This window comes from Pseudomonas sp. S2_A02 (assembly GCF_054668495.1).
Genome location: NZ_CP162776.1, coordinates 6,009,192 through 6,035,392, shown reverse-complemented (window position 1 = coordinate 6,035,392; position 26,201 = coordinate 6,009,192). Strand labels below are relative to the sequence as shown.

Annotated in this window: 22 protein-coding genes and 1 pseudogene; 12 read left to right on the top strand and 11 right to left on the bottom strand. The window is 58.7% G+C overall.

Going from position 1 to position 26,201, the window contains the following annotated elements:
* Window positions 1-15 precede the first annotated feature (15 nt).
* The 3 genes from AB4O41_RS27530 to AB4O41_RS27520 all read left to right on the top strand — a co-directional run bounded on the left by AB4O41_RS27530 (window position 16) and on the right by AB4O41_RS27520 (window position 3,600).
* Complete coding sequence (locus AB4O41_RS27530) at window positions 16-579, top strand: N-acetyltransferase family protein (protein ID WP_460145449.1); 564 nt, start codon at window positions 16-18, stop codon at window positions 577-579.
* 39 nt (window positions 580-618) lie between these two features.
* Window positions 619-1,545, top strand: coding sequence for a universal stress protein (locus AB4O41_RS27525; RefSeq protein ID WP_460145448.1), 927 nt, complete (start codon window positions 619-621; stop codon window positions 1,543-1,545).
* Window positions 1,546-1,782: 237 nt separating this feature from the next.
* Window positions 1,783-3,600, top strand: a complete 1,818-nt coding sequence (locus AB4O41_RS27520) for a DAHL domain-containing protein (protein ID WP_460145447.1) — start codon at window positions 1,783-1,785, stop codon at window positions 3,598-3,600.
* 147 nt (window positions 3,601-3,747) lie between these two features.
* On the opposite strand, the gene AB4O41_RS27515 is transcribed toward AB4O41_RS27520, so the two are convergent.
* Window positions 3,748-4,566, bottom strand: a complete 819-nt coding sequence (locus AB4O41_RS27515; RefSeq protein ID WP_460148436.1) for an aldo/keto reductase — start codon at window positions 4,564-4,566, stop codon at window positions 3,748-3,750.
* 268 nt (window positions 4,567-4,834) lie between these two features.
* On the opposite strand from AB4O41_RS27515, the gene AB4O41_RS27510 reads away from it, so the two are divergent.
* From AB4O41_RS27510 to AB4O41_RS27485, 6 genes are all read left to right on the top strand, one after another.
* Window positions 4,835-5,623: an alpha/beta hydrolase gene (locus tag AB4O41_RS27510; protein WP_460145446.1), complete on the top strand. Its 789-nt coding sequence runs from the start codon at window positions 4,835-4,837 to the stop codon at window positions 5,621-5,623.
* Window positions 5,624-5,897: 274 nt separating this feature from the next.
* Complete coding sequence (locus AB4O41_RS27505) at window positions 5,898-6,875, top strand: NAD-dependent epimerase (protein ID WP_460145445.1); 978 nt, start codon at window positions 5,898-5,900, stop codon at window positions 6,873-6,875.
* A 49-nt stretch (window positions 6,876-6,924) separates the two neighbouring features.
* On the top strand, window positions 6,925-7,665 hold the full coding sequence (locus tag AB4O41_RS27500; RefSeq protein WP_460145444.1) for a glycosyltransferase family 2 protein: 741 nt from the start codon (window positions 6,925-6,927) through the stop codon (window positions 7,663-7,665).
* Window positions 7,662-7,940, top strand: a complete 279-nt coding sequence (locus tag AB4O41_RS27495; protein ID WP_367375027.1) for a lipid-A-disaccharide synthase N-terminal domain-containing protein — start codon at window positions 7,662-7,664, stop codon at window positions 7,938-7,940. Before AB4O41_RS27500 ends, AB4O41_RS27495 begins: the two co-directional genes overlap by 4 nt.
* Before the next feature lie 3 nt (window positions 7,941-7,943).
* Window positions 7,944-9,464 (top strand): ArnT family glycosyltransferase, encoded by a 1,521-nt coding sequence (locus AB4O41_RS27490; protein WP_460145443.1) that lies wholly within the window; start codon window positions 7,944-7,946, stop codon window positions 9,462-9,464.
* Window positions 9,461-10,399, top strand: a complete 939-nt coding sequence (locus AB4O41_RS27485; RefSeq protein ID WP_460145442.1) for an SdiA-regulated domain-containing protein — start codon at window positions 9,461-9,463, stop codon at window positions 10,397-10,399. The genes AB4O41_RS27490 and AB4O41_RS27485 overlap by 4 nt, the downstream gene beginning before the upstream one ends.
* A 128-nt stretch (window positions 10,400-10,527) precedes the next feature.
* Here AB4O41_RS27485 and AB4O41_RS27480 read toward each other — a convergent pair.
* The 9 genes and pseudogenes from AB4O41_RS27480 to AB4O41_RS27440 form a co-directional block, all read right to left on the bottom strand.
* Window positions 10,528-10,674, bottom strand: a pseudogene (locus tag AB4O41_RS27480) (PDDEXK nuclease domain-containing protein); the annotation flags it as partial.
* Window positions 10,675-10,807: 133 nt separating this feature from the next.
* Window positions 10,808-11,419, bottom strand: coding sequence for an SPFH domain-containing protein (locus tag AB4O41_RS27475; protein ID WP_460145441.1), 612 nt, complete (start codon window positions 11,417-11,419; stop codon window positions 10,808-10,810).
* Between the two features lie 11 nt (window positions 11,420-11,430).
* On the bottom strand, window positions 11,431-11,979 hold the full coding sequence (locus AB4O41_RS27470; protein WP_460145440.1) for an SPFH domain-containing protein: 549 nt from the start codon (window positions 11,977-11,979) through the stop codon (window positions 11,431-11,433).
* Window positions 11,980-12,093: 114 nt separating this feature from the next.
* Complete coding sequence (locus AB4O41_RS27465) at window positions 12,094-12,909, bottom strand: YfaP family protein (protein ID WP_460145439.1); 816 nt, start codon at window positions 12,907-12,909, stop codon at window positions 12,094-12,096.
* A 3-nt stretch (window positions 12,910-12,912) separates the two neighbouring features.
* Window positions 12,913-14,532, bottom strand: a complete 1,620-nt coding sequence (locus AB4O41_RS27460; RefSeq protein ID WP_460145438.1) for a DUF2300 domain-containing protein — start codon at window positions 14,530-14,532, stop codon at window positions 12,913-12,915.
* A gap of 1 nt (window position 14,533) precedes the next feature.
* On the bottom strand, window positions 14,534-19,093 hold the full coding sequence (locus AB4O41_RS27455) for an alpha-2-macroglobulin family protein (protein WP_460145437.1): 4,560 nt from the start codon (window positions 19,091-19,093) through the stop codon (window positions 14,534-14,536).
* An 11-nt stretch (window positions 19,094-19,104) separates the two neighbouring features.
* A complete protein-coding gene (locus AB4O41_RS27450) occupies window positions 19,105-19,743 on the bottom strand; it encodes a DUF1175 domain-containing protein (RefSeq protein ID WP_018925702.1) in 639 nt (212 codons plus the stop codon).
* Complete coding sequence (locus AB4O41_RS27445; RefSeq protein WP_460145436.1) at window positions 19,740-21,464, bottom strand: DUF2138 domain-containing protein; 1,725 nt, start codon at window positions 21,462-21,464, stop codon at window positions 19,740-19,742. The genes AB4O41_RS27450 and AB4O41_RS27445 overlap by 4 nt, the downstream gene beginning before the upstream one ends.
* 52 nt (window positions 21,465-21,516) lie before the next feature.
* Complete coding sequence (locus AB4O41_RS27440) at window positions 21,517-22,308, bottom strand: YfaP family protein (protein ID WP_123359356.1); 792 nt, start codon at window positions 22,306-22,308, stop codon at window positions 21,517-21,519.
* Window positions 22,309-22,772: 464 nt separating this feature from the next.
* Between AB4O41_RS27440 and AB4O41_RS27435 the strand changes: the two genes are divergently transcribed.
* Window positions 22,773-23,522, top strand: coding sequence for an SDR family oxidoreductase (locus AB4O41_RS27435; protein ID WP_460145435.1), 750 nt, complete (start codon window positions 22,773-22,775; stop codon window positions 23,520-23,522).
* A gap of 15 nt (window positions 23,523-23,537) precedes the next feature.
* Here the strand turns inward: AB4O41_RS27435 and AB4O41_RS27430 are convergent, their stop codons facing one another.
* Window positions 23,538-24,836 (bottom strand): MATE family efflux transporter, encoded by a 1,299-nt coding sequence (locus tag AB4O41_RS27430; protein ID WP_460145434.1) that lies wholly within the window; start codon window positions 24,834-24,836, stop codon window positions 23,538-23,540.
* 324 nt (window positions 24,837-25,160) lie between these two features.
* Between AB4O41_RS27430 and AB4O41_RS27425 the strand changes: the two genes are divergently transcribed.
* Window positions 25,161-25,679 (top strand): hypothetical protein, encoded by a 519-nt coding sequence (locus AB4O41_RS27425; RefSeq protein ID WP_460145433.1) that lies wholly within the window; start codon window positions 25,161-25,163, stop codon window positions 25,677-25,679.
* A 94-nt stretch (window positions 25,680-25,773) separates the two neighbouring features.
* Window positions 25,774-26,094, top strand: coding sequence for an isochorismate lyase (locus tag AB4O41_RS27420; RefSeq protein WP_460145432.1), 321 nt, complete (start codon window positions 25,774-25,776; stop codon window positions 26,092-26,094).
* Window positions 26,095-26,201 lie beyond the last annotated feature (107 nt).

Genomic DNA, 26,201 nt, shown 5'->3' with positions numbered 1-26,201 from the left:
ATGGAGAATTGCACCATGCTCACTGTTAAAGACCACAACGACAGAGCCGCTGCCGCCTACGCTGCCGTTACCGGACAGTACTGGATTGAAGCGCTCAGGGACGGGCGCCATGTGCTGATCCGACCGCTGGCGGAAAAAGACCGCGAACGTGAATATGACTTTATCAAGCGCCTGTCCCCAGAGTCGCGGCACATGCGTTTTCTGGCGCAAGTCAACGAGCCCGGCACGGCCATGCTCGACCAGTTGATGGATGTCGACGGCAAGAACCGAATGGCCTACATCGCCTTGATCCACGACAACGGCAAACTGGTCGAGATCGGTGTCAGCCGCTATGCCGCCACCGCCGACCATCAGTGTGAATGCGCCGTGACGGTTGCCGATGAGTACCAGCATCTGGGCCTGGGCTCGGCGCTGATGGAGCACTTGATCAAGTCCGCGCGCAAGAATGGTTTTCGTCAGATGTATTCCGTCGACGCCGCCAGCAATGCCCCCATGCGTGATTTGGCAAAAGCCCTGGGCTTTGAGACCCGCCACGATCCCGATGACAGCCGTCAGGTCATTCACTGCCTCTACCTGTAAAAACGCCCGCGTCTGTGCAGTTATTCACGGAGAGATGTCATGTCTGAGCAATCACGTTTCATGCTGGTCGCCTCGCCCCTGATGGAAAACAGCCCCGCCTTCGACCGGGCCGCCGCGCTGACCAAGGCTGAGAACGCGGCGCTGCACATCGTGGCCTTCGATTACCTGGAAGGCCTGGCAACCGCCGGCATGGTTAACGAAAAAGCCCTGGAACAGATGCGGCTGGGGTACGTCGAGCGTCATCGCCAGTGGCTTGAAGAACAGGCCCGGCCCTTGCGCAAGCTGGGTCTGCACGTCACCACTGAAGTGGTCTGGGTCCAACGGCCCCTGGAGGAAATCCTCATTCACCTCAAAGAACAGCCGATGACCGCACTGATCAAGGCGCTGGGGCATGAATCGGTGCTGTCACGACTGATGTTCACGCCCCTCGATATCCATTTATTGCGCGAATGCCCGGTGCCATTGCACCTTGTCGGCCATGTGCAGCACGCCTTGCCACGCAAGGTTGTCGCAGCGGTCGATCCGTTCCACCGCGAGGGTCAGTACGAAGGCTTCAATGACCGGATCCTGCGCGAGGCGGTGAAATTGGCGACGGCCTGTAACGCCGAGGTCGAAGTGATCTATGCCTATGACCTTTCATCCATCAGTTCAGATGAATGGGACATGGGCAGAGGTCCTGCATTCTTTTCTTCAGGCATTGCCAAGAGCCTCTTCGACGCCCAGGGCGACGCGTTCAACGCACTGGCCGAGCGCAACGGCATCCCGCCTGCGCAACGGCACATGATCATGGGTAACCCGGCCAAGGTTTTGGCAAGTTACGCCGATGCCTACAACGTCGATGTCATTGTCATGGGCAGGGTCGGCCATCGCGGCTTGGGCCGGTTGATCGGCAGTACGGTGGAGCAGCTGTTGTACAAAATACCGTGCAGTCTGTGGGTGGTTTCACCCGAGGAGCTGGCTGAATGATTTGAGCCTGCAGCCATACCAACACGCCCCCTCTTGTCTGCAGCGCGTGCGGCGACCGTACTCGCCGAAGGTCTTGCGCGTTGCCCGTCACGGGGTATTTTTTCCGACGCTATCCGCCAACAACGCTAGGCTTACGAATAATGTGGTGATTATTCGCCATTTTGCAGGGAGCGCAAAAATGGAACTCATTAACCGTTGGCAGTCTCTCTCTCAGGATGGCCCAGGGAGGAATGCCCAATGAAGCTTTCCAATCATTACAAATGGACTGCCCTGGGCGCCATTGCGCTTACGCTTTTCAGCGTACTGATATTTTTGCTGATCAAATCATATTCCTACGACACATCGACCTACTTCGAGTCCCGCGACTTCGTTCGCCAACTCAAGCAGTTCGATGCCAATTGGAACGTGAAGATTCTGAGAGCCAAAATCGGCCTGAACGATAATTTGTTTCTGGGGGCGCCCGCTGAAGCAGAGCAGCGATGGGCGCAGCTCGACAACCTCAATGCGACCGGCCCCCTCTCGAACCTTTGGCAAACTCGACGCCTGGGTTATCTGGATGCGGTAGAAAACAAAACCCGGTTGGTTGAGCAATTCAAACAGCACAACATGGCCTTGCGAACATCATTCGATGCCTTGCCTGAGCTGGAAGATAACATTCGGGGATTGCTGGAAGATTTCAACGACAAACTCCCGAAGGTGGATGCTGTGGCGGGCTCAGTGGTGTTCGATCTGACGTTGGACACCCTTGAATACGCCCTCTATGTCTCCAGCGAAAGGGCTGAGGAAATATCCGGACATCTGAAATATCTGAATGAATACATCAATCAACTACCGCCTGAACGACGTCCGCCTTTCTCTGCCTTTGTAGACGCAGTGAATGCCATCGTTCAAGAGCAGCCCATCGTCAATGACCTGCTTGATCGCATCAGTGTAATTCCAGTCGCACGGCAGCTGGACAGCATCAACGAGTTATTGAACGAGACGCAACGGCGCACCGGCGCGACAGACCGCCAATATCATCTTTATCTCGGAATATGTGCCGGCATCATGGCGCTGCTGTTGTTGTACCTGGCCGCCCGCCTGATTCGCAGTTATGCCCTGATCAACAAGATGAACAATGAGTTACAAACGGCAAACGAACGGCTGGAACAACGCGTCGAGGAACGCACCCGCGAACTGCTGGAAGCCGAGCGCGAACTGGTCGATGCCGCGCGGATGGCCGGCATGGCGGAGATCGCGACCAACGTGCTGCACAACGTCGGCAATGTGCTGAACAGCGTTAACGTCTCGGCAGACTTGATTACCCGCAAATTGGCGGCCAGCAAAACCCTTGGCCTGGGTAAAGCGGTGAAAATGATGAACGAGCATGCCGAAGACCTGGGGCAGTTCATGACGTTCGATGAAAAGGGCAAATTGCTTCCCCTTTACCTCAATCAATTGGTCGACTCCATTGCGGCCGAGCAATCGAGCATCGTTGACGAACTGTCACAACTCACCAAAAGCATCGATCACATCAAGGACATCGTTGCCACTCAACAGGCCTATGCCGGCGCCGCCAGGCTGGTCGAACCATTGAACATCGTCGATCTGTTCGAGGATGCGTTACGCATGAATTCCGGCGCCTTGAGTCGGCACCATGTCGTAGTCACCAAGGATTACCAGGACACGCCGACGATCATCGGCGACAAACACCGACTGCTGTTGATCCTGATCAACCTGATCAGCAATGCCAAATACGCAATGTCCAAGGTCAGCGACCGCCAACGCCATATGACGCTGGGCATCAAGATTATCAATAACACAACGCTGCGCCTCAGCGTGGAGGATCAGGGCGAAGGCATCGCTGCCGAGAACATGACCCGCATCTTCAATCACGGCTTCACCACACGCAAGGAAGGTCATGGTTTTGGCCTGCACAGTTGCGCGCTCGCGGCGGTAGAGATGAACGGGCATCTTCGCGTTCATAGCGATGGACCAGGTCATGGCGCGGTTTTCACGCTGGAGATACCGCTGGAGACTGCGCATGTGCCGGCAGCCGGAATGCCGGTCAGTTAAGGCGCAAAACCTGTGGGAGCGGGCTTGCTCGCGAAGAGGGAGTGCCAGTTAATATTAATGTTGCCTGACACACCGCCTTCGCGAGCAAGCCCGCTCCCACAGGGATTGCGGTTGTACCCACTATCATTAGTCGTCCCGCCAACACGACTAACCAATCAGAGCCATCAACTGTTGGCGCTGCGCATCGGTGAGCATCGGGCCGAAACCTGCACCGGCGTTTTCCGCCATGTAGCGCGGGTTGACCGTGCCGGGGATGACGCAGGTCACCGCCGGATGAGCCAGCAGGAACTTGAGCGCCAGTTGCGCCCAACTGTTGATTCCCACTTGCGCAGCCCATCCCGGCAGCGGTTTGCCTTTCAATCGAGCGAGCAAGCCGCCGCCGCCGAAAGGCCGATTGCAGATCACCGCCACGCCGCGTTCGCGACACAGCGGCAGGATTCGCTTCTCGACACCGCGGTCGTCCAGGGCATAGTTGATCTGCAAAAAATCCAGCGGCTCGGCTTTCAACACGGCCTCCACTTCGTCATAGGCCGACGCCGTGTAATGGGTGATGCCGATGTAGCGGATGCGCCTTTCTGCCTTCCATTGGCGCAGAGTGGGCAGGTGGGTTTTCCAGTCCAGCAGGTTGTGAATCTGCATCAGATCGATACGGTCGGTCCGCAATAGCTTGAACGACTGCTCCATCTGCGCGATGCCTTCTTCGCGACCCTGAGTCCAGACCTTGGTGGCCAGAAACGCAGGCGAGCGAGGCCGATGGATCGACAGCAACTCACCGGTCGTCTGCTCGGCGCGACCGTACATGGGCGAGCTGTCGATCACCGTGCCGCCCTTCTCGAACAACGCGATGAGCACGGCGGGCAGTTGCTTGTAGGCCGCGTCGGAAGGCGCGACATCAAAGCCGCGATACGTGCCCAACCCGACCATGGGTAACGGCTCGTTGCTGGAAGGAATGGCTCGGGTCAGCATGTTCTTGCCTCCTGTTTCCGTCGACGGCGCCGATGCGGCAATGGCCGGATCGAAGGTGAAGACTGCCGAAACACCAGCAGCCAGAGTGAGTAGTTTTCTGCGGCTGAAAACAATCATAGGCAAAAGCCAATGCCAGTCAGTGAAGCCCGCTCCCACAGGTTCCTCACCTTAGCTGACTGGCATTGGCACCTCTCCTGTACAGCTGAAATTGCTGTACTACACTCTGGCGGCACTCAAGCAATAGCTGTCTCAAGGCGCAAAGCAGTCAATGTTGTCCACTAAACTTAGCCGAATGTCGCGAACCCTGGTGTTTCTCTTCGCTTTCATTGCCATTGCGTACCTGCTGCTCTGCGTCGCGCTGTTCGTGTTTCAACGCGCCCTCATCTACTACCCGCAACCACGCGCCATCGATGCGCCCGAAACGTTGCTGACGCTGCAAGTCGCCGATGCGCAGGTGCTGGTGACCGTCAGGCCGCACGACGGCCCGAAGGCGTTGATCTACTTTGGTGGCAATGCCGAGGACGTTTCCCGCAGCCTGCCCGACTTTTCGCAGGCGTTTGCGGATCATGCGATCTACTTGCTGCATTACCGAGGCTACGGTGGCAGTTCCGGGTCGCCGTCCGAGGAAGCGATTCAGCGCGATGCCATGAGCTTGTTCGACATGGTCTACAACACTCATCCCTCTATCGCCGTGGTCGGGCGCAGTCTGGGCTCGGGCGTCGCCGTGCGCCTGGCCAGCCAACGCCCGGCCTCGCGGCTGATTCTGATCACGCCCTACAACAGCCTTGAAGACCTCGCTGCCCGCCAGTTCCGTGGCTTCCCGGTGAAGTGGCTGCTTCGCGACAAGTTCGAATCCTGGAAATACGCCTCTCATATCACGGTCCCGACGCTGTTGATTGCCGCCGAGCACGATGAAGTCATACCGCGCTCAAGCACGGAGCGGCTCTACTCACATTTCGCCAGGGGTGTGGCCTCGTTGCAGGTCATACCGGGCACGGGACACAATTCGATATCCGAGAGCTCCCAGTACTTGAAACTCCTGGGCGCCGCGTTGTAAGGGCCCGCAGGACGACTGGCGCAGCTGCGGACGATCACAAAATCGACATCAACGCTTAACATTTTTTTTACATATGAGCAGGCACGGTATACGTTTGCGGGCACTGCGCCCATGAGCACTGCGCAGGCTTGGAATCAACAACGGAGCAAGGCATGGAGCCTACAGTGGTATCAACCCAAAAAAATAAGCTGATCAACACACAATCTGGGGTGATTGTCATGCAAGGGCCAACTTTGCACAGGGCGGGAATTGGTCGCGCACAGGCGCAGGCCTCATGACGGTTCTGGTCACCGGCGCCGCCGGTTTCATCGGGTATCACACCGCCAAGCGTTTGTGTCGTGAAGGCCTTGAAGTGGTCGGTATCGACAATCTCAACGACTACTACAGCGTGGAACTCAAACATGCACGGCTCAAGGAGCTCGAATCCTTGCCGGGCTTTCGTTTCCAGCACCTGGACATCGTCGACAAACCGGCCTTGATGGCATTGTTCGAAAAACATGCTTTCACCGAGGTTGTGCACCTGGCGGCCCAGGCGGGCGTTCGCTATTCGCTGGACAACCCGGACGTCTATGCGCAGTCGAATCTGGTGGGTTTCCTGAACATTCTGGAAGCCTGCCGGCACCACCGCCCCGCGCATCTGATCTATGCCTCGAGCAGCTCGGTGTACGGCACCAACCGCAAAATGCCGTTCAGCGTCGAAGACGCCGTCGATCATCCCATTTCGCTGTATGCCGCCACTAAACGAGCCAATGAACTGTTGGCGTACAGCTACTGCCACCTCTATGGCCTGAAGGCCAGCGGCTTGCGCTTTTTTACCGTTTACGGGCCTTGGGGGCGCCCCGACATGGCGCTGTTCAAGTTTACCGAGGCGATCCTCAAAGGCTTGCCGATCGACATCTATAACCATGGCCAGATGTCGCGCGACTTCACCTACATCGACGACATCGTCGAAAGCATCGCTCGCCTGCGCTCAAAACCGCCGGTACCGATCGAGCCCGGCGATGGCGCAAACCGAATCTTCAACATCGGCCGTGGCCAACCCGTGCCGCTGCTGGAATTCGTCGATTGCCTGGAAGCGGCGCTGGGCATCAAAGCCCAACGCAACTTTATGCCGCTACAGGCAGGCGATGTGGTCAAGACCTGGGCCGATATTTCGGCACTGGCCGAATGGGTCGACTTCCGCCCTCAGGTGACGGTTGAAACAGGCGTGACGGAATTTGTGAAATGGTATCGCCACTTCTATCAGATATGAAACGTAAGCCCTTGATAATAAAAAACCAGGGAGCAAGGGAGAGGACTCTATGAGCCAGAATATTTTTGTATCTGTATTGATTCCAGCAAAGAACGAAGCGAACAACCTCAAACCGTTACTTGAGGAAATCCGTACCGCATTGGCCGATGAGGCCTACGAAATTATTGTCGTGGACGACGGCAGTACCGATTCCACCTTGCATGAACTGCGACAGATGAAAAGCAATGGCCTGAACACGTTGCGCATCCTGCGTCATGAGCGTTCGCTGGGGCAAAGCACCTCGCTCTACCATGCGGCGCTCGCGGCTCAAGGACAATGGCTGGCGACACTCGATGGCGACGGTCAAAACGACCCGGCGGACATCCCCGGGATGTTGGCGCTGGTGCGTGGTGAACAGGGTCTGGTCGACGTTCAGTTGGTGGCCGGGCACCGGGTCAACCGCCGCGACACCGCAAGCAAGCGCTGGGCTTCGCGTTTCGCCAACGGCCTGCGCAGTCGCCTGCTGAACGACGCCACCCCGGACACCGGCTGCGGGCTAAAACTGATCGAGCGCGAGGCGTTTTTGCGCTTGCCGTACTTCGACCATATGCATCGGTTCATTCCCGCGCTGATCCAGCGTCACAACGGCCGCATGATCGTCCATCCGGTCAATCACCGTCCCCGCACGGCCGGGGTGTCCAAATACGGCAACATCGACCGCGCCCTGGTGGGCATTCTCGACCTGTTCGGCGTTTGGTGGCTGATCAAGCGCACGCGGTTGAACACCAATGCACAGGAGATCGAAGGATGAACCTCTCCCGCGAAACCCTGTGGCTGGTGATCGGCTTCGGTGGCCAGATCGCCTTTACCGGTCGCTTCGTCTTGCAGTGGCTGTACAGCGAATACAAGAAACGCAGCGTGATCCCGGTGAGCTTCTGGTACCTGAGTATCGTCGGCAGCACCCTGCTATTCGCTTATGCCATTTACCGCGAAGACCCGGTCTTCATTGTCGGTCAGGCCTTTGGCTCCATCGTCTATTTGCGCAACTTGCAATTGATTGCTCGCAGCAGACATTTAAAGGACTGAGCCATGCGCAAAACCCTGTCGCCCGGGATCGAATGCCTGGGCCTGATGCTGCTTGCCTTGCTATTGATCGGTGCCGGGCTGGGGCTGCGTCAACCGCAGAATGTGGACGAGGAACGCTTCCTCGGCGTGGCACTGGAAATGCTGCACAACGGCGCGTGGTTCATCCCCCACCGCGCCGCAGAGATATACGGCGATAAGCCACCGATCTTTATGTGGACGGTGGCGTTCTTCGCGTGGCTCACCGGCCTGCCTGCCCTCGCCCTTTATATTCCGGGGCTTTTGTCGGCCACGACGGTCACGGCCATGGTCTACGATCTGGGCCGCAGATTATGGAATCAGCGCATCGGCCGGACGGCGGCGCTGTTATATCTGGCGACTTATCAGACGTACAGCATCCTGCGAACCGGGCAGATCGACAGCCTGTTGATTCTGTTCACGTCGCTGGGTCTGTACGGGCTGGCGCGGCACCTGCTGCTCGGGCCGGCCTGGCGCTGGTTCTATGTGGGCTGCGCCGCCATGGGCATTGGCGTGATCACCAAAGGGGTCGGCTTCGTCCCGGTCCTGATGCTGATTCCGTATGCCTACGCGGTACGCAAAAACTGGTCCGGTGTCGTGGCCATGCCCGGCGAGAAGCGCAAGTGGTTCCTCGGCTTGCTGGTCGCGCTCGGCGCCATCGCAATCTGGCTGCTGCCCCTGGCGCTTTCCATTGTGCTCAATGGCACTGCGGAAGAAGTCGCCTATGCGCGAGAAATCCTGCTGCGCCAGACGGCGGGACGCTATGCCGCCGCGTGGGACCATCGCGAACCGTTCTGGTATTTCTTCGTCCACGTGATCCCGCAATATTGGCTGCCATTGGTGCTGGCCCTGCCGTGGCTGGTGCCGGCCTGGCGTCGGCAACTGCGCAAGCACGACGGTCGAGTGCTGGTGCTGTTGGGCTGGGTCGTGCTGGTGGTGCTGTTTTTCTGCCTGAGCAGCGGCAAGCGCAAGTTGTACATCTATCCAGCGCTGCCAGGGCTGGTGCTGGTGGCGGCGCCGCTGATTCCCTGGCTGCTCAAGCGCTGGTTCAGTCAGCGTCCGCGCGGTCGACGGGTATTCCAGGTGCTGGCGGTGAGCTGGTTTGTGTTGTGGTTCGCTCGCGGCTTTGTCGAGCCGATCAAGGACGGCCCCAACCCTCATGAAGCGATCATGGCGCAAGCCGCGACCATGACCCACGGCGCCGACCTGGTGTTGGTCAACTGGCGCGAGGGCCACTGGCTATTCGCCCGGCAGCCAATCGTGCATTTCGGCATGAGCAACTCCTCGGTCGAGCAAGCGGCGCTGTGGCTGCGCGAACACCGTGACGCCTACGCCTTGGTCCCCGACGAAGTGCTGAGTCAGTGCTTCAATCCCCAGGCCGCCCATGAGTTGGGCGAAACATCTCGTGCGCAGTGGTCGATCGTCGGCGCCGATGCCGACAACGGTCGTTGCCATCCCGGGCAGCCGCCCAAGGTCTATCGCTTCAGCTGGGACAAGGAAAAGTCATGAGCAAGAGATGGAAAACGGGAACATTTTTCGTTGTTGTACTGCTTGGCGCCTACGCGGTTTCCGCACATTTCATGGTCCACCAGCAGCTGTATGCGCACTGGCAAAACCGCTGGCACGGCAATCAGGCGCCAGACAAAAATATCTGGCTGCCGGACTATAAAGCCGTGATCCAGGCCAAGCCAATTGCGAACATCGACGATTTATCCGGTATCACCTATGACCCGGATCGGGATCGTCTGTTGGGGATCACCAATAGTTCTTCCATGGCGATTGTCGCGCTGAGCCGTAACGGCGATCTGCTCGAACGTTATCCGCTGATCGGGTTCCAGGACACCGAAGGCATTGCCTACTTGGGTAAGGGGCGAGTGGTGATCGCTGATGAAATGTTGCAGCGACTGTACGTCGTCACGTTGCCGAGTACCCCTGAACCCATCCATGCGGAAAATGCACCGTTTCTCGCCATCGAGATCAACCTGAGCGAACACAACAAGGGCTTTGAAGGCGTGACGTATGACCCGGTCAATGATCGTGTCTTCGCGATCAAGGAACGCGATCCGCGGCAGCTGTATTCGGTCACGGGCATGCTGGCTTCCATCGACGGCTCGTTGCAGGTGCGCATCAAGGACTTGACGAACTGGATCGACCGCAGCGTCTTCGGCATGGATCTTTCCGAGGGTTACTACGATCCGCGGACCGGTCACTTGCTGATACTGAGCGAGCAGTCCGACAACGTGACCGAACTCGACGAGAAAGGTAACTTCGTCAGCATCCGCTCACTGCTCGGTCTGACGGATGACCTCGAAAAGAACATACCGCAAGCCGAAGGCATGACCATGGACGCCGACGGCGAGCTTTACGTTGTGAGCGAGCCCAATCTGTTTTATCGGTTCAGCAAATCGAAGGCCGTTGTGGCGGAGAGTCAGCAGAAGCATTAGATGGGCCGGCCTCATCGCGAGCCTGCTCGCGATGAGGCCGGCAAGAACACCCACAAACATAACCACTGGTTTACTCGTCAGCATTCAACGCATAAAACTCATGCAACTTAGCCTGCAACAGTTTCTTGTTTTATGGCCTCAGGATGCATTTGTCTCACCAGTGGTGAGACTTTTGCGGGATTGATGATGCTACGTTCGAATAACGCGGCTTTTAACTGGCGCTCGAGCTCCCGGCTCGACCACTTCTCCTGAATCGCCATGCGCAGGTAAAACTCGCAGAAATAACCCAGAAAGCGTTAAGCGCTTTAGCATGTCCAATCCTGCCAAGAAACGGTGGTGATCAGCCCGTCAAGGGATGCCCTTCTCTGCCTTTTGGATAAAAGAAGAAACTAATAACTCACCACTCAGTCATCTCCTGACGGCTTCGGGTGCGGCTGCCTCGACGGCCGCTTCTTCGGAAGAAGCTGATTGATCCAAGTCTGTTAAAATCATTTTTTCAAAATTCACGCTATCAATGACCACTAACTCGCCTACCGCCATTTTAATGGCTGCGGAAGAATCTTTTATAAACCGGTCAGGACTGTCGAACATCTGACTACCTTTATAGTGCGACATAACAAGCCCGATCTGTCCAGTGACGCGGGGCTTTATAAGTGCCAGCTCGACCGATTGAAGGTCGTTGTATTGAGTGTATATACCCGCCATCTTACCCGGCGCCACATGCCAGACAACTGATACATCAGCATTAAACTCATGAAGATCTGACGTGTAGTTATGGACGCCTGCAATATGAAAAATATTATTCTGACTTGAGATTCGGAACACTTTATCGACAATCGGAAGCTTCCACCCCAGCCCTGGCCCTACTTCAGAAAGAACCTTGCCATTACGCAACACCAAGCCCAGCTCTCTTTCATTGACAGTATAAAAAGAGGAACCTGCCACTAGACACACCAGTATCAAGCCGCCTAACCACGAGGCTATCAAACAAATCGTGTTTTTTGTTTTTGCAGTTTGCATGCACCGGCCCCCTATTCAATGTGTATGCTTTTCATGTGCACGCTTCCAATGTCTACACTTTCAATTATGACAGGCCCGTCAATAGCACTCTTGATCGCAGTAGAAAAACTGCGAATAAACGCCTCCCTACTTTTCAGTGCCTGTTCTGTGCTGTAATGAGACACTACCAGCCTGGCTTGCTCCGTCACCTTAGGTATCAGCAAGGTATTTTCAATGGCTTCGAGAGTGGTGTATTTTTTATACATTTTCAAAACTTCGCCTGGCGCTACGCGCCAAACAATAGAAATCTCCAATTCCATCAAATCCAAATCTTCAGTTCTTGCTTGAAAAGCGCCCCAACCGGTGAGATTTCTTTGCATTGAAATACTGGTCACTTCATCCACAAGCGGAATCTTCCAACCCAACCCAGGTTGGGCCTCGGTCAAAAATTTGCCATTACGCAGGACGATACCGCGATCTTGTTCATTGATGGTATAAAACGACTCGCTAGCGACAAAAACAACTAAAGCCGCCAACAATAAAAAAACCATTCGCTTGACGTAACCAGACTTAACAACCACTCCCCACCCCTGCACTTAGTCGTGAACAGCAAGATAATGCAAACTAATTTGATTTGTCGCAGCTGTACTGCGACAAATGCCAAATAGTGTCAGCACTGCTGTCACTATTACCCCTCACGGATAACTAAACCCCTTAACCAACGTCAACTCCCCCACCGCCCGCATCGGCACCAGGAATGTCTCCATCTTCTCGTTCGGCGTCCCCTCCTCCGTAATCACCGTGATCTGCGCAGTGGTCAGGGGTTGAACAGCCTCTTCCTGCCCTTCCTCATCACTGCGATACCCGCCACCGTAGTAGTTCACGTACACCAGGTATTGCCCCTTGATCGGCGCCGGCATGGCGAAGATTTCCGGGCCGTAGCCGGTGGTGACGTCAACGTCGAGCGCCGCGCCATTGGGCGCAACTCGGTCGCCATACCAAATGTGTGCGCCATCCGGGGTAATCAGGTGCAAGTCGATGTCGGTGCCGTCGCTGTCCCAGGCCAGCAGCACGCGCAACTTGGCCGGGGTGGCGCCGCCGCTGGTGTTGAGGAATTGGGTGCGATGCCGCTGTTGACCATCAGGGCTACGGACTTCAACGCTGTTGCTGCCGTTGGGGAATGAGAACGGGCGATCGTAGCGGCCGGCGGGGTCGATTTTCAGCGGCATGCTGACGCCGTTAACGATGAGTTTGCCGGGCTCATTGTCCTTGGGCGCGGATTTGATCTGGCCGGTAATGCGAGCAGTATTGGCCTGCCCCACCGGTGTGTTGACCGAGGACGCCGGGTAATTGACCGTCTGACGAAAGTTTTCGCCTTCGCCTTCGGACGCGCCCGTGCGCCAGCCGCCGACGGGCGTGTCGAGTTTGACTGCGCTATCGGTGGCGAACGTGGTCGGCCACACGCAAAAGGAACAAAGGAACAGGAGGACCTGTGGGTAACGGAGTTTCATGGCCTATTCCAGCAAGAGGTGGCGGGCGAGCCCTTCAATGTAGGTTTCATCCTGGCCGTTGGGGTGTGCTTCGAAGGCCAGGTGCAGGTATTCGTGGGTCAGGTCGAGGCGGTCTTGCAGCGACAGCACGCCGCGCACGTAAATGCGCTGGCGTTCGCGGTCGACAAAAGGACGGCCGAAAGCCAGGCGGCAGACGGCGAAAGTGTTGACTTCGTTGTAACCAACTTCGCTTTCCAGCCGTGGTCGCCAGCCGCGGCGTTGCTTTTGCAGCCAGTCTTGCGCGGCGGGCAATGCGTCGCAGGAAGCGACGGGATTGTCCCAGCGGCTGAGGCTGGCGCGCGGGTAGGAGTGCAGCAAGATGGCGTCGTAGCGTTGACCGGCATTGGCCTGTTCGACGGCTTGCAGCCAGGAGAGTTTGTCCGGCCCCGGCTGATCGGAGTGATAGGTGACGTTGCTGCCGGCGAGGACCAGGTCGCTGGTCCACGCGGCGATGTTGCGCGACGCGGTCGCGGCCGGGCGTGGGGCGACGCGCTGTCGGCTGCTGCTGTCATCGATGCTCAGGCAGTCGCCGTTGCGCGTGGCGTTTTGCAGCAGGTAGGTGCGGATCGCGACGCTCAAAGCTTTGGCGGCTTCGGCAGGTTCCGGTCTGGCTTCGCGCTGCAGGACGCGGGCGACGTATTCTTCGCGGTCCAGGCGTGCGACGAGTTTGTCCTTGAGCAGGAACAACTCACCGTCGCTATGGATATCGAGTTGATTGCCGTTGGCGAATTCGACGCGATAGTCGCCTTGCAAGGGCCCGGGCGCTAACACGCGATCCCCCGACAACACGCGTTTCAGCGGATAACGCGCGAACAGGCCGACCTCGACGCACTTCCCCGCCTCGGCGGGCCAAGACGAAGGCAACACCGTCGCCAGTGCCTGACCGTAATTGCGCAAGACCATTTGACTGGTGCCGCGCCCACCGGCCCAGATCGGTGTGCCGTCCGCCGTCCAGCCAGCGAACCCGCCCTGACGCGACGAAGGATCCTGATCCCCCAACCAGCTCCAGGTTTTCACCCGCAACCGGCCGCCAAGCTCACCGACGACATTGCCGTCAGCAGCATTCAGCACCACATCGAGCAACACCCGCCGCGCCTGATCCTGCGCCGGCATCATGGCCAATGCCTTCAACAACTCAGCCACCGAAACCCGGGTCTGCGGTTGCAACGACGGCAAGTCCAGCAACCACTTCGGCGCTTGTCTCGCCTGCCAATACTCGCGCCATTCAGCGCCAGCAATGCCCAAGCGCGCAGGCTCAAAATACAGCCCGCAAGACTTCACCAATGCCTGATCGCGCTCAATCCTGCCGCCCGCCGTGCAGCAATACACTTCTTCCCTCGATTGCCCGCGACACTCATAAGCCGGTTCACGCGCGCCGGTGTCCACCAGCCAGCCGTAGACAAACAGCTTCCACACACTGCCCAGCGGAGTCTGCACATCAGCAGGCAATGGCTCACGCGAGATCACCTGAGTCGGGCTCAACGCAAGCAATTCACCCTTGAAGCCCAGGCGCAACGGCTCGTCCTGCGCTGTCGCCAGCGCAGGCATCAAACACAGCAGCCACCAGACCAAACGCCGGGTCATGTCAGTGGACCGTGACCTGACCGAGCGCCGGTTTCTGTTCCTGGGCCTGATGCTGTGGCGCATAGACCTGAGTGAAACGCACCGGCGGCAGGTTGAACTGACCCTTTTGCGAGAAGCGCACCAGATGACGCAGGCGCAATTCACCGCTCAAGGCATCCACCGGGATCGCGTAAGCCAGTTGCCCCGGTTCGAAACGGGCCTTCTCCAGCGAGGTCGGCTCGGTGCCGGCCTTGCCCATCAGCTTGATGCCCCACGTGGTGCGCTCGACGTCCGCACCCGGTGGCAGCGGCACTTCGAGCATGCCGTAGCGCAGCGGTTTCGCGGCTTTGCTGGTGATGATCACTTCGTCCAGGTACAGGCTGTCGCTGGACAACGGCTTGGTGCCGACAGCTTCGAGTTTGAATTCGAACGCTTCGTCACCCGGCACCAGACGCGACAGACGACGAGTGATGGTCACGGCCATCGGGTCCACTGGCGGTTGCTTGCTCTGGAAGCTCAACGCTGCACGAAGCGGACGCTCTTGCTCCCCGGTCAGCGACAACACTGCCGGCACGGACGCAGCACCCTGCCATGTCCAGTACATCTCACCGGTATCACCGTACTTTTTCTTCCAGCCTTCACCCGGCGCCAGTGCGATGGTGGGTGAAGCCTGCTCGATGCTGCGTTGCAGCCAGGTCAGCGCCAAGGCGCGTTCCAGGGTCGATTGCTGCGGCAACAAGCGTTGCAACAGCGCTTGCGCATGCGCCTGATCGAAGGTTTGCAGGGACAGGTTCAAGGCTTCGACAAACGGTTGAGAGCTGACAGCGACTTGTTGTTGCGCAGCGTCCAATTGACGATTGAAAGCCTCCGGCAGATTGACCTTGGCCTGACGCGCCAAAGAGGCAGTCAGCACCCGAGCACTGGCCAGCCCCAATGCCGAATCCGGATCGCTCATGACCAGGCTTTCTTCGCCATCGTCCATCATGCTCGCCGCATTGCCTTCGCCGGCTTTCACCAAGTCGTCGATCAAACCGCTGAGCAGCGTGTTCACCGGCAATTGCATCTGTTTGGCAAACGACAGAATCAACGCCCGCTGCAACAGCGGCGTGTTCTGCGACTGCTTGGCGTACACCTCCAGCACCCGCTGCCAATGCTCCGGCGGCAGGCTCAGTTCCAGTGCTTTGCTGGCGTGCCAGTCGGCGTAATAGGCGTACGCGGTGAGGAACGCATCCGGCTCACCGTCGTAGCCCCACCAGGTGAAGCTCGCCGACGGGCCGGCCATTTGCACCAAGCGCAGGCGGCTGTTCTGCATGATCAAACGCAAACGATCGCGGATCTGCGGGTTCGACGACAAGGTCGGATAAGCGATGCTCAACGGCAGCAAACGACTGGCGGTCTGTTCGACGCCGCCGTACGGATAGCTCAGCAAATCATCAAGCGCCGAACGGAACAGCGCTTGCGGGCTGTCATCCAGACGCAGGCGAATATCCGTGGCGTCGGCCGGCAAGGTCAGCGGCGTATCACCGCTGGCCACGTCCAGACTTTGGCTCTGAGTCACCTGCCAGCCTTCGCCGGTCGCAGTCAGGCGCACGGCCAGGGCATCAGCGGTTTTGCCGTCCTGCACCAGCTCGGCGGTCCACTCGCCATTGGCCACGGTGAACGCTGGCAATGCGATGTAGTTGATGCCGTTGTTCAAGGTGACGGGCACCCGTTGCTCGGCGCCAGCGTAATGAATCACCAGCTCAGCCTTGACCGGTTTCTCGGCCTGACTGAAAGCGAACACACCGAGATCCGGCTTGTCGCTGTTGCGGAATTTGGTCGGGCCGCTCCACTTCAGGTACAGCGGTTTTTCCGAGCGCACGAATTGCTTCTTCTGCCCGACCTGGCCGTCATCGGCAATGGCCCGGGCGGTGATGCGCCAGCGAGTCAGGGAATCCGGCATTTTGAAGGTGAAGCGGGTTTTGCCATTCGCATCGGTGATCAATTCAGGCTGCCACGCGGCGGTGTCGACGTCTTCGCGACGTGGTCGCTCCAGCACTTTGACGCCGCGCTCGCTGCGATTGGCTTTGCCCGGCGCGCCCGGGCTGCCCGGCAATGCCACGTCGTAGCTGATGAACGACAAACTGGCGCTGGTGCGCACGTTGTTGCGGCGTGGGTGATAGAAGAACTGATCGATGGTCGGCGCGACTTCCGGTTGCAGCGCGTAGACCATTTCATCGACCACACTGACCGTCAGATGCGCCGGAATCGGCTTGCCGGCGAACTGCGTGGTCAGGTCAACCGACACCGTATCGCCGGGCTGATACGCCTCTTTGTCAGTGGCGATGGCCACGTCGATCTGTGGCGCGATCACCTTGATGCCCGCGTTCTGAAAGCTGTACTGACCACCCTTGGTGTAGAGCACGGAGAAGGTCAGGTTCGGCGCGAAGTTGTCCTTCACCAGGATCCGCGCGCGGTATTGGGTGTCGCTGAGTTTTTCCATCTTCAGCCAGTCGCTGCCCTTGGACAGCAGCGCGGTGGCCTCGACCTTGTCGCGTTCCAGCGACAACAGCGCGTCGATGATCGGCTCAGGGAAAGTGATCAACGCGAGGGCTTCGTCGCCCGCCTTGTACTCGGATTTATCAAGGACGATTTCCACAGTGCCGGGCACCGCTTTGACGCCGTCGCCAGTGACCGAATGACCGGTCGCGCCAAGTACGCGGCCATGGTCATCTTTCAGCGTCAGGTTGTAAGTGCCCGGACGGTCGAAGGCCAGGGTGAAGCCTTTATCTTTGGCGGCGAGTTTACCTTCGCCAGTGGTCTGATCTTCGAGTCGCACCCAGCTGTAGCTGCTCGGGTTGACCGCTTTGCTCTGCTCGCTGCCACCTTCGTTGGCATAGCTGAATGCAACCTTGCCGCCCACCGCACTGAACCGCTGCGGTGCGCTCAAGCGGAAACTCGCGGCGCCACGGTCGATGAGGATTTCCTTGGTGGTCTTGACCCGATACGCCGCGCCATCGCTGGCGAACACGGTGAGCATGTAGCGGCTTGGTTTCTCGGCGGCGGGCAGGTCGAGGCTCGCGTTGCCCTTGGCGTCGGTGGTCAGTTCGGCGCTGGTCAGCTCCACCGGGAATTGCCCGAGGTATTGCAGCTCGTTATCGACCATCGACAGTTGCTGGGCGCGCAGGCTCAGGCTCAACTTGGCGTTGGCCACCGGTTTGCCGTCCGGGTACAGCAGCACCAGACTGCCCTTCACCGGTTCGCCGGTGCGGTAATCCTGCTTGGCCAGGTTCAAGGAGATTTCGAAGTGCGGCTTGATGTATTCAGCGACACGGAAGGCGCTGCTGTAGGCCTGATCCTTGTAGCTGAAACGCAGCTCATAGCCGCCCGCCACCGCGTTGTCCGGCAACTGGAAACGGCCCTGAGTACCGGCCTTGGAATCGAGCTTCAGCGCCAACGATTGCAGTGCAGTGCCGGTGGCATCAAGCACGGTCACATTGACGTCGGCAGCGGTTGGTGCCACGGAATCCCGCGCATTCTTGAACTCGCGGCCGACGATTTTTAGCGACACCCAATCCCCCGGCCGATACAGCGGTCGGTCAGTGAATGCATAAAGTTTGGTGTCGTAGATTTCGCTGTCGTAATAGAAGTTCTCGGAGACGAACACCCCGCCCTCTTCGTCCTCGCCGATCACGAACGAACGCTCCGGACTGACGTGTTTCAGACGCAGCAAACCGTCGGCGTCAGTAGCGCCACTGCTCATCACGCCCAGGCCGTCGGTCCACAGCACATTGACCTTGGGCACCGAACTGCCTTCGTGTTTGCGCGCGGCCCACACCAGCAATTCATCGCCGGCAATCTTGCTCACGGCCACGGTGTTGGAGACGAAGACCATGGTGGTCGCGCGGTACTTGCCGATCAGCGCTTCCACCAAATACAGGCCAGGTTTCAGGTTGCCCAACGGGATGTACACGTTACCCGGCGAGACACTGACGAACTCGCTGGAAGAACCGGCCAGGTTCACACCCTCTGGCGGCTGGATCGGCTTGGCTTGCCACAGCGGATAACGGAATTGACTGACCACCGGCAGGCCTGGAATCAAGGCGAATTGCGGCTGAGCGTCGTAGGGCGTTGGCGCGGCGATGGCGGTGCCCATCTTCAGTTCCGGTACTTCCTCGGTGACTTGTTGACGCGACTCGTAGGAGAACGCTCGTTGCATTACTCGGCGGGATTTGCGGTACCAGTTATCCCACAGGTACGCGAGGGTGTTCGACAGGCCTTCGCCCTTGAACTGGCCGTCGCTGACCACGCGGTGCAGGTTCTTCTGGCGCTTGAGGAAATCCAGCGGCTTGTCGATGCGATACACACGAATGTCCGCGCCGCCGTAAGGTTCCATGCGGAACCGCCGGTAATCACGGCCCGGCGCTTCGAGGCGAACCATCGCCTGTTCGTCGCTGGCGAAACTGCTGTCGGCCAGCAGGAAGAAACTCTCACCGGATACTGGCGTATAGCCGCTCGGCTCGACGGTGTCTTCAGCATTGACCGCGGCCAGCGGCATGAGCAAGGCCAACAACAAAGGCAGTTTTGAGCAAATGCGCAGCATGCGGGCACCGATCATTGGGAGAGGAAGTTCAGTCGATAGACGCCGATGAAGTTGGGGTTGGCTGCGTCGGGTATCCATCGGGTGTCCTTCCATGTCATGAGTTGTTGCAGGCTTGCGGAGCGCATGCCGTTGTCAGTGGGGGTGGTAGTGCCGGTGTGATAGGCGATGAAGCGGCCCATCCAGATCATCAGGTGCTGGTCATCGCCCTGATCGAAAAACATCAAGTCGCCGGGCCGGGCCTGGGCCAGATCGCGGCCGACCAGATGACTGTTGAACTGAATCAGTTTGATCGCGTTGACGTAAGGCCCGACCTTGCCGCCGCCCTGCTGCCATTGCTGGGCGAGGCCGCGTTGGGCATCGCTCAATTGCAGTTCCGGCGGCAGGTAGCGGTTGGACAAACCATTGCTGCGCAGCCATTTATCGTCATGGACTTTCAGCGCTTCGTTGGCGGCAAACCGCACCAGCCCGGCGCAGTCCTGCTGATACCAGCGCGGGCTCGGGCCTTGGGTCAGTTGTTCCTGGGCGATGCGCACGAACCAGGCGCGGAATACCTGGGACTGCTGCGGGTCGAGCGCTGCAGCTTCGCTGGCAAAGGTGCGAGTCCCCAGCAACAACGCCAGCAGGCCGAGGCCTCGGATGAGTGCGGTCACAGGGCTTTCCACTCCAGCGGCAGCCACTGCCAATGGCCGTCGGGCTCGCTACCTTTGGGCAAGGTCAGGGCATATTTGCCATAGCCGCCGAGGGTGCGCAGTTTCGGGATCAGGTAGGTTTGCGCGGCGTTGTAGAACACTGGCTCCATGTCCTGCGGCAGGCTGTCGAGGGTTTCCTGCTGCATCAATTGCGCCATGGAATCCGGGCCGAAATAGATCGGCATCAGCAGGTCTTTCGGCAGCACGTCAGCCAGCGGCGGGAAACGTTTGTCGAGGGTGCCGAGGGCTTTGTCGACGAGTTTGTCGTCGAGGGAGAACAGCAGCGTCGAACCGTGGCGAGCCAGGCTTACGCGCATAAAGGCTTTGCCGGTGATCGCGTCCGGTTGCTCGGCATCCTTAGCCTTATAGGGGCCGAAGTTGGAGCTGACCTGACGCTGCCACTGATGGGTCTGGCCTTGCTGTTTCTCGACCACCGGGAACGCGTGATCGGCGACGTTGCCTTCGTAGGCGCCGACCATCGAGCCGAACAGGTTGCCCAGGTCGCCGTCGAGTTTGGCGCTGTCATCGTCATTCAGACTGGCCACCAGCAGCGGCGTGTACAGCCGCGAATCGGCGTACCAGCACAGGCCGGCGGCACCGGCCATGTGTTCGGTCAGGGATTGAGCCACGGCGTCGTCGGCACCGAGTTTCACCAGCAGCGGTTTCTGTTGTTCGGCGGCCAGTGGCAAGGCAACGCAGGCGCTGGCGCCCATCGGCATGGCTTGCCAGATCGGTTTGAAGTCGAAGTCCGGCTGGTTGTCCAGTTCGTCCATCGCGAGGAAGCTGTGCCAGCCGTTGTCGTCCATGTCGAAACGCAGGCCGGCGAAGTTCGGGATGAAGCGCTGGTAACCCATGGCCAAAACGCTGGAATTGACCGAGAGGCGTTGCTTTACCTCGGGCGTACGCGGTGGCAGGCCGAAGGCTTCGGGGAACAGTTTGTCGCCGTTGAGCAAGGCGGCGATGGCCTTGGTCGAAACGCTGCTGGTGTCCTCTGATGCGCCATTTTCCGGATCGTAGAGCTTGGCCGGATTGGACAGCACCACCAGTTTGTCGCCATGGGAAGCGAACACCAATGACTTGCTGGCGTTGTAGTTGAGCTGATAAAGCGCAACGTCGTCGGCGCCGACTTTCACGTCACCCAACTTGGTCAGCTGCGTATCATCCAGCGCCACTTTCGCCAGCGGCTCCAGCACCTTGGCCAGTCCGCCGCGATCCATCACCAACAGGAAATCCTTGAGACGCCCATCCGCCCCGCGCCACAGCGCCACATCCGCAGGTTGATCGAACAGCTGCTCGATCAGGCTGTCCTGCAGCTTCAGGTCATGCTCGTAAATGATCCGCCGCAGACTGCCAATCAAGCCAAGACGGTCGGCGTGGGCTTCGTAATAGAAGACGAAATCTTCGGTCAGGGTGTCCTTGAGAAACGGCACCGCCAGCAAATCCTTGGGCAGCTGGCTCAGGGAGTGGGTTTCGAGCAAACCGTCTGGCCGGCTCATGCCCAGTTTGTCACTGGCCAGTTCCGCAGGCGGAGCCTTGGGTTTGTTCAGGAACCACCCCAACCCGCCTGCCACGCCGGCCACCAGGCACAGCCCGATTACCAGCGCCGGCCAGCGACGGGAAGTGTTGGCGGCAGGTGCGTCGGCGGCTGGGGAAACGGCTGGAGTAACAGTGTTATCACTCATGTTCACGCTCATGTTCACAAAGCTCAGTTCATCCGTGGTGCGGGATGTTTATTTAATAGTTGAAAGTCTTGACCAGCAGCAGGTCGCCGATCGCCCGCAAAGGCACGATGAAGGTCTCGCGTTTTTCGTCGACGGTATTTTCGTTGAGCACCAGATTGATTTGCGAGGTGATCACCTCGTTCTGGTTGCTGGTCTCATCGAAGTTATAGCCGCCGCTGCCGAAGTTGCCCCAATAGTTCACGTAAACCAGGTACGTGCCATGCATCGGCGCCGTCATGGTGAACATTTCCGGGCCGGGCCCATCGACCCCGTCCGGATCGAGGCCGCCGCCGTTGCTCATCGCCGGGCTAGCCCAGAACGCATGCTGGCCGTCGGGGGTAATAATGTGCAGATCGAGTTCGGCCTTGGGATCGTCCCAGCCCAGCACCACGCGAATGCGTGCCGGCGTGCGCAGGTTGTTGGCTTCATAGAATTGAACGCGCTTGAGCGACTTGCCCTCGGAACTGCGCACTTCGACGCTGTTGGACCCGGCACCGAACGCATACGGCCGGGCAAAACGTCCTTGGTCATCGGTGTACAAATTAAGGGGATTGCCGTTGACCGCCAGACTATGGGGCGGTCGGAGCGTGCCGAGGGCCTTGAGCTGGCCTTCGATCATCGTGCGATTGCGCTGCACGCCCCGGTCGATGGGCGGCGTGGGATAGGCGACTCGCGGATTTTCACTGCGGTCCAGCAGGCCGTGATAGCGCCAGCCGCCCACCGGTTCCGACAACTCGGCCGTGGGCTCGGCCCAAGCAACTTGAGCGCAGACCAGCGTGATCAGCAGTGAAAGAACACAACGCATGTAACGCCTCCTGCCATGCATAACGAAACCTGGCGCCCAATCCTCGGCGCGGTGTTTGATCTGACTGCCGGGAAGGCGCTTGAGTAGCCTCAAACAAGCCTTCGAACTGCAAAAAAAATGATGGTGCAGACGCTAATGCCAGTCAGTTAAGCGTAATCCATGTGGGAGCGGGCTTGCTCGCGAAGACGGCAGCACAGTCAACATTGGTGTCGCCTGATACACCGCTTTCGCGAGCAAGCCCGCTCCCACATGGATGGATTGCGCTTAACTGACTGGCATTAGGCCAGAGGCCGGCAATATAACATTGCCAGCAGTGCAATTTTCCGCTCTTTTTGTGAACCAGGCGGCCTTTTTCCCAATACCCCGATCGTCGCGCCCACTGCCATCGAACGCATTCCGGGTCTTTAATAGTTGCAGGATTTCAAGCCACCACACCCCACCGCACACGCATCGGGAGATTCGTCATGAAAATCGTCGTCATTGGCGGTACCGGGCTGATCGGCAGACACCTGTGCAAAAACCTGCAAGACCTGGGGCATGAAACCCTGGCCGCGTCACCCAGCACCGGCGTCAACGCCCTCACCGGCGAAGGACTGCAAACCGCTTTGCAAGGCGCCGATGTGGTGGTCGACGTGGCCAACTCGCCCTCCTTCGAAGACGCTGCCGTGCTCGAATTCTTCGAAACCTGCGGGCGCAACCTGCTTGCCGCCGAGAAAACCACAGGCGTCAAACACCATGTCGCCCTGTCGGTAGTGGGCACCGAGCGCATGCTCGACAGCGGTTACTTCCGGGCGAAAATGGCGCAGGAAAAACTCATCAAAGACTCAGGCATCCCCTACACCCTCCTGCGGGCCACGCAGTTCTTCGAGTTCATCGGGGCGATTTCGCACTCGGGCGTGCAGGAAGGCGACACCGTGCGCCTGACTTCCGCCGAGCTGCAACCGATCGCCGCGGTCGATGTCGCGACGGCGTTGGCGAAAGTCGCCGTGCATGCGCCGAGCAATCAGACATTGGAGGTAGCAGGCCCTGAGCGCTGGCCGCTGGTTGAGTTCGTGCGCCTGTTTTTGCAACACACCAACGACCCGCGCCAGGCCCAAGCGGACGACACGGTCCCCTACTTCGGCGCACCGATCGATGACCATTCGCTGACGCCGGGAGAGCACCCCATCATCGGGCCGACGCGCTTCGAAACCTGGCTCAAGAGCAGCGCTTGATACTCAAACGAGGCCCTACACCAACCGCTCAATCTTCTGATGCTGCCAGACCATTTTGTAGTACAGCGTCTGCAGGATCAGCATGCCCAGATAGGCCACCGGAAACGCCATCCAGACACCTTGCAGCCCAAAACGCGCATCCAGCAGATACGCCACCGGCAACTGCAACCCGACCACGCAAACGATCGAAACCGCCACCGGCACCAACACCGTGCCGCTGGCGCGCATGATGCCGCCGATGATCGCCTGAAAGCCAAACACCAACAGGCTCCAGAGCATGATGTGCAACAGGTGTTCCGCCATCGCCCGCGTAGAATCATCCGTGAGGAACAACCCCAGCAACCAGTGCGACAGCAGGTAACCCAACACCACCAGACCGCCAGTCAGGCACACGTTGATCAACAACCCCGTGCGCAGAATCGGCCCCATGCGCTCAATACGCCCGGCCCCGATAGCCTGCGCGCCGAGGATCGAAGCCGTGATCGCAATCGACAGCGCCGGGAACTGCACGTAATTGACGATCTGCGTCACCGCCCCGTACGCCGCCGTCGCCTGGGAACCGTGCTGGTTCACCAGCGCCAGAATCACCAGCTCCGATAACGACAGCACCACCATCTGCAACCCGGTCGGAAGCCCGATGCGCAACACCTTGCCGAGGATCTCCAGATCCAGCCGCATCGCCGCAAACATCTCCCGATCCGGCGCCAACGGATGCCCCTTGCTAATCAACCGCCACGCCAGCCACCCCATCGCCGACAAGTTACCCGCCAACCCTGCCCACGCTGCACTCTGAATCCCCATCGGCGGCAACCCCAACCACCCGAGAATCAACGCCGGCGTCAGCGCCAGCCCGACACACGTCGACACCACCAGCGCCAACAACGGCGACACCGTATCGCTCACCCCACGCAGCAACTGCGTGAACAACACAAACACCAACAGCGACGGCAAGATCCACATCATCACATGCGCATACGCCACCGCATCGTCCAGCACATCCACCGGCGTGCCCAAACCCTGTAACGCCGGCCGGGCAAATACACTGCCCAACACCGCCGCCGCCAACCCGATCATCGCCCCCAACAGCAACGTCGAACCGGCGATGGCCTTCACCAAATGCAACTCACGAGCGCCCCAGGCTTGACCGATCAACACCCCGGCACCCGCGCCGAGGCCGATGACCAGGGCGATGAAGAAGAACACCACGGGGAACATGCCCGATACCGCCGCGAGAGCCTGGGTGCCGAGCAATTGGCCGATGTAGATGCTGTTGATGGTGCCGGACATGGATTGAAGGAAATTCGACAAAACCATGGGCGCGAGGAACAGGAGGTAGGTTTGCCAGAGGGGGTGTTGGGGGGGGGGGTTTGCATTGAGGGTCCGTCTCGGGTGGGGGCTGGCAGTGTGGAAATTCTACGCTACGGAACTGGGAACAACGTGATCCTGTTTTGTGTGGGTAGCCCAGGTCATGGCTGCATCGGACCGGTAAATGCCTCTGCCCCCCATTCCTGGCCCAAATTCCTCCATGCTGCACAAGCTGTTTTGGCCTTCACAATATCCAGTACCATAACGCCACTTTCCAGCAAGTTCGGCCCCTGAGATTTATAGGGGAACCCGAAAGTAATCAGGGAGCGGTTGATGTACGGAAATCACAAGTTTGGCTGGTGTGCTCTGCTGGCAGGAGCAGTAGTGCTCAGTGGTTGCACTTCAATGCTTCAGGGCAAGCAGTATGTCTTTCCCCATCCGGATGAACCCTCTGCTACGGTTCGCCTTAAATATGAACGTGGCACCACTCTGGATGCCATGACCTTCAATGAAAAAGGTTGCTACGCGGGGTTCACGCCGTTGTCCTATACCGGCGACTTTATCGAATCGCCGATTGCCGTGGGTAAAGAGCTGGTATTGACTTATCGACAGGTAGTCGGAGGTCGACAGTGCCAAATACCCTTTTCTTTTACGCCGCAGGACGGCGCCACCTACACCTTGAAGTCCGGCTTCTGGGGTGAGACCAAGACAGGCATCCTTCCCATCTTTACCAGCGACCAGTATCACTGCGCAATTGGTGTAGTCAAAAAAGTCGGAGATCAGGAGAGCGTCGAGCCCATTCAACAGCTGCGCATCAAGACGGGTTTTGCCTGCCTTAGATTCGTCAAATAGGTGCAACAGTTTGTTTGGGATCACTCACGGAAGATCACCCACCGATGTCTCTTCCGAAGGCCCACAATTTTTTTCAGAAAAAGGAGTCGCTAGCATGGAAGTTATCAATCAGTTGCAACCCACAGAGTGTGCAGGCATGGAGGATATCCGACGCGAAATCGATGCCCTGGATCAGGCCGTCATCAAGCTGCTGGGCAAGCGTTTCCACTACGTGCTGGCAGCCTCGAAGTTCAAGACCTCGGCGACGTCGGTGCGTGCGCCGGAGCGTTTCAAGGCGATGCTGGCGACACGTCGCGAGTGGGCCGAGGCCGAGGGCCTGAGCCCGGATGCAATCGAGAAGATGTACAGCGACCTGGTGAACCATTTCATTGCCGAAGAGATGAAACACTGGGCGGCTCATCAATCCGAAACCTGATTCTGGTGTTCAGGCTGCCCGCTTTGGGTTGTGGATTCAACGGCCAGAAGCGGACAGTAGACGAAAGCTGCTGTTGATCGATCACCTCTCAGCACGCACCAGAAAGC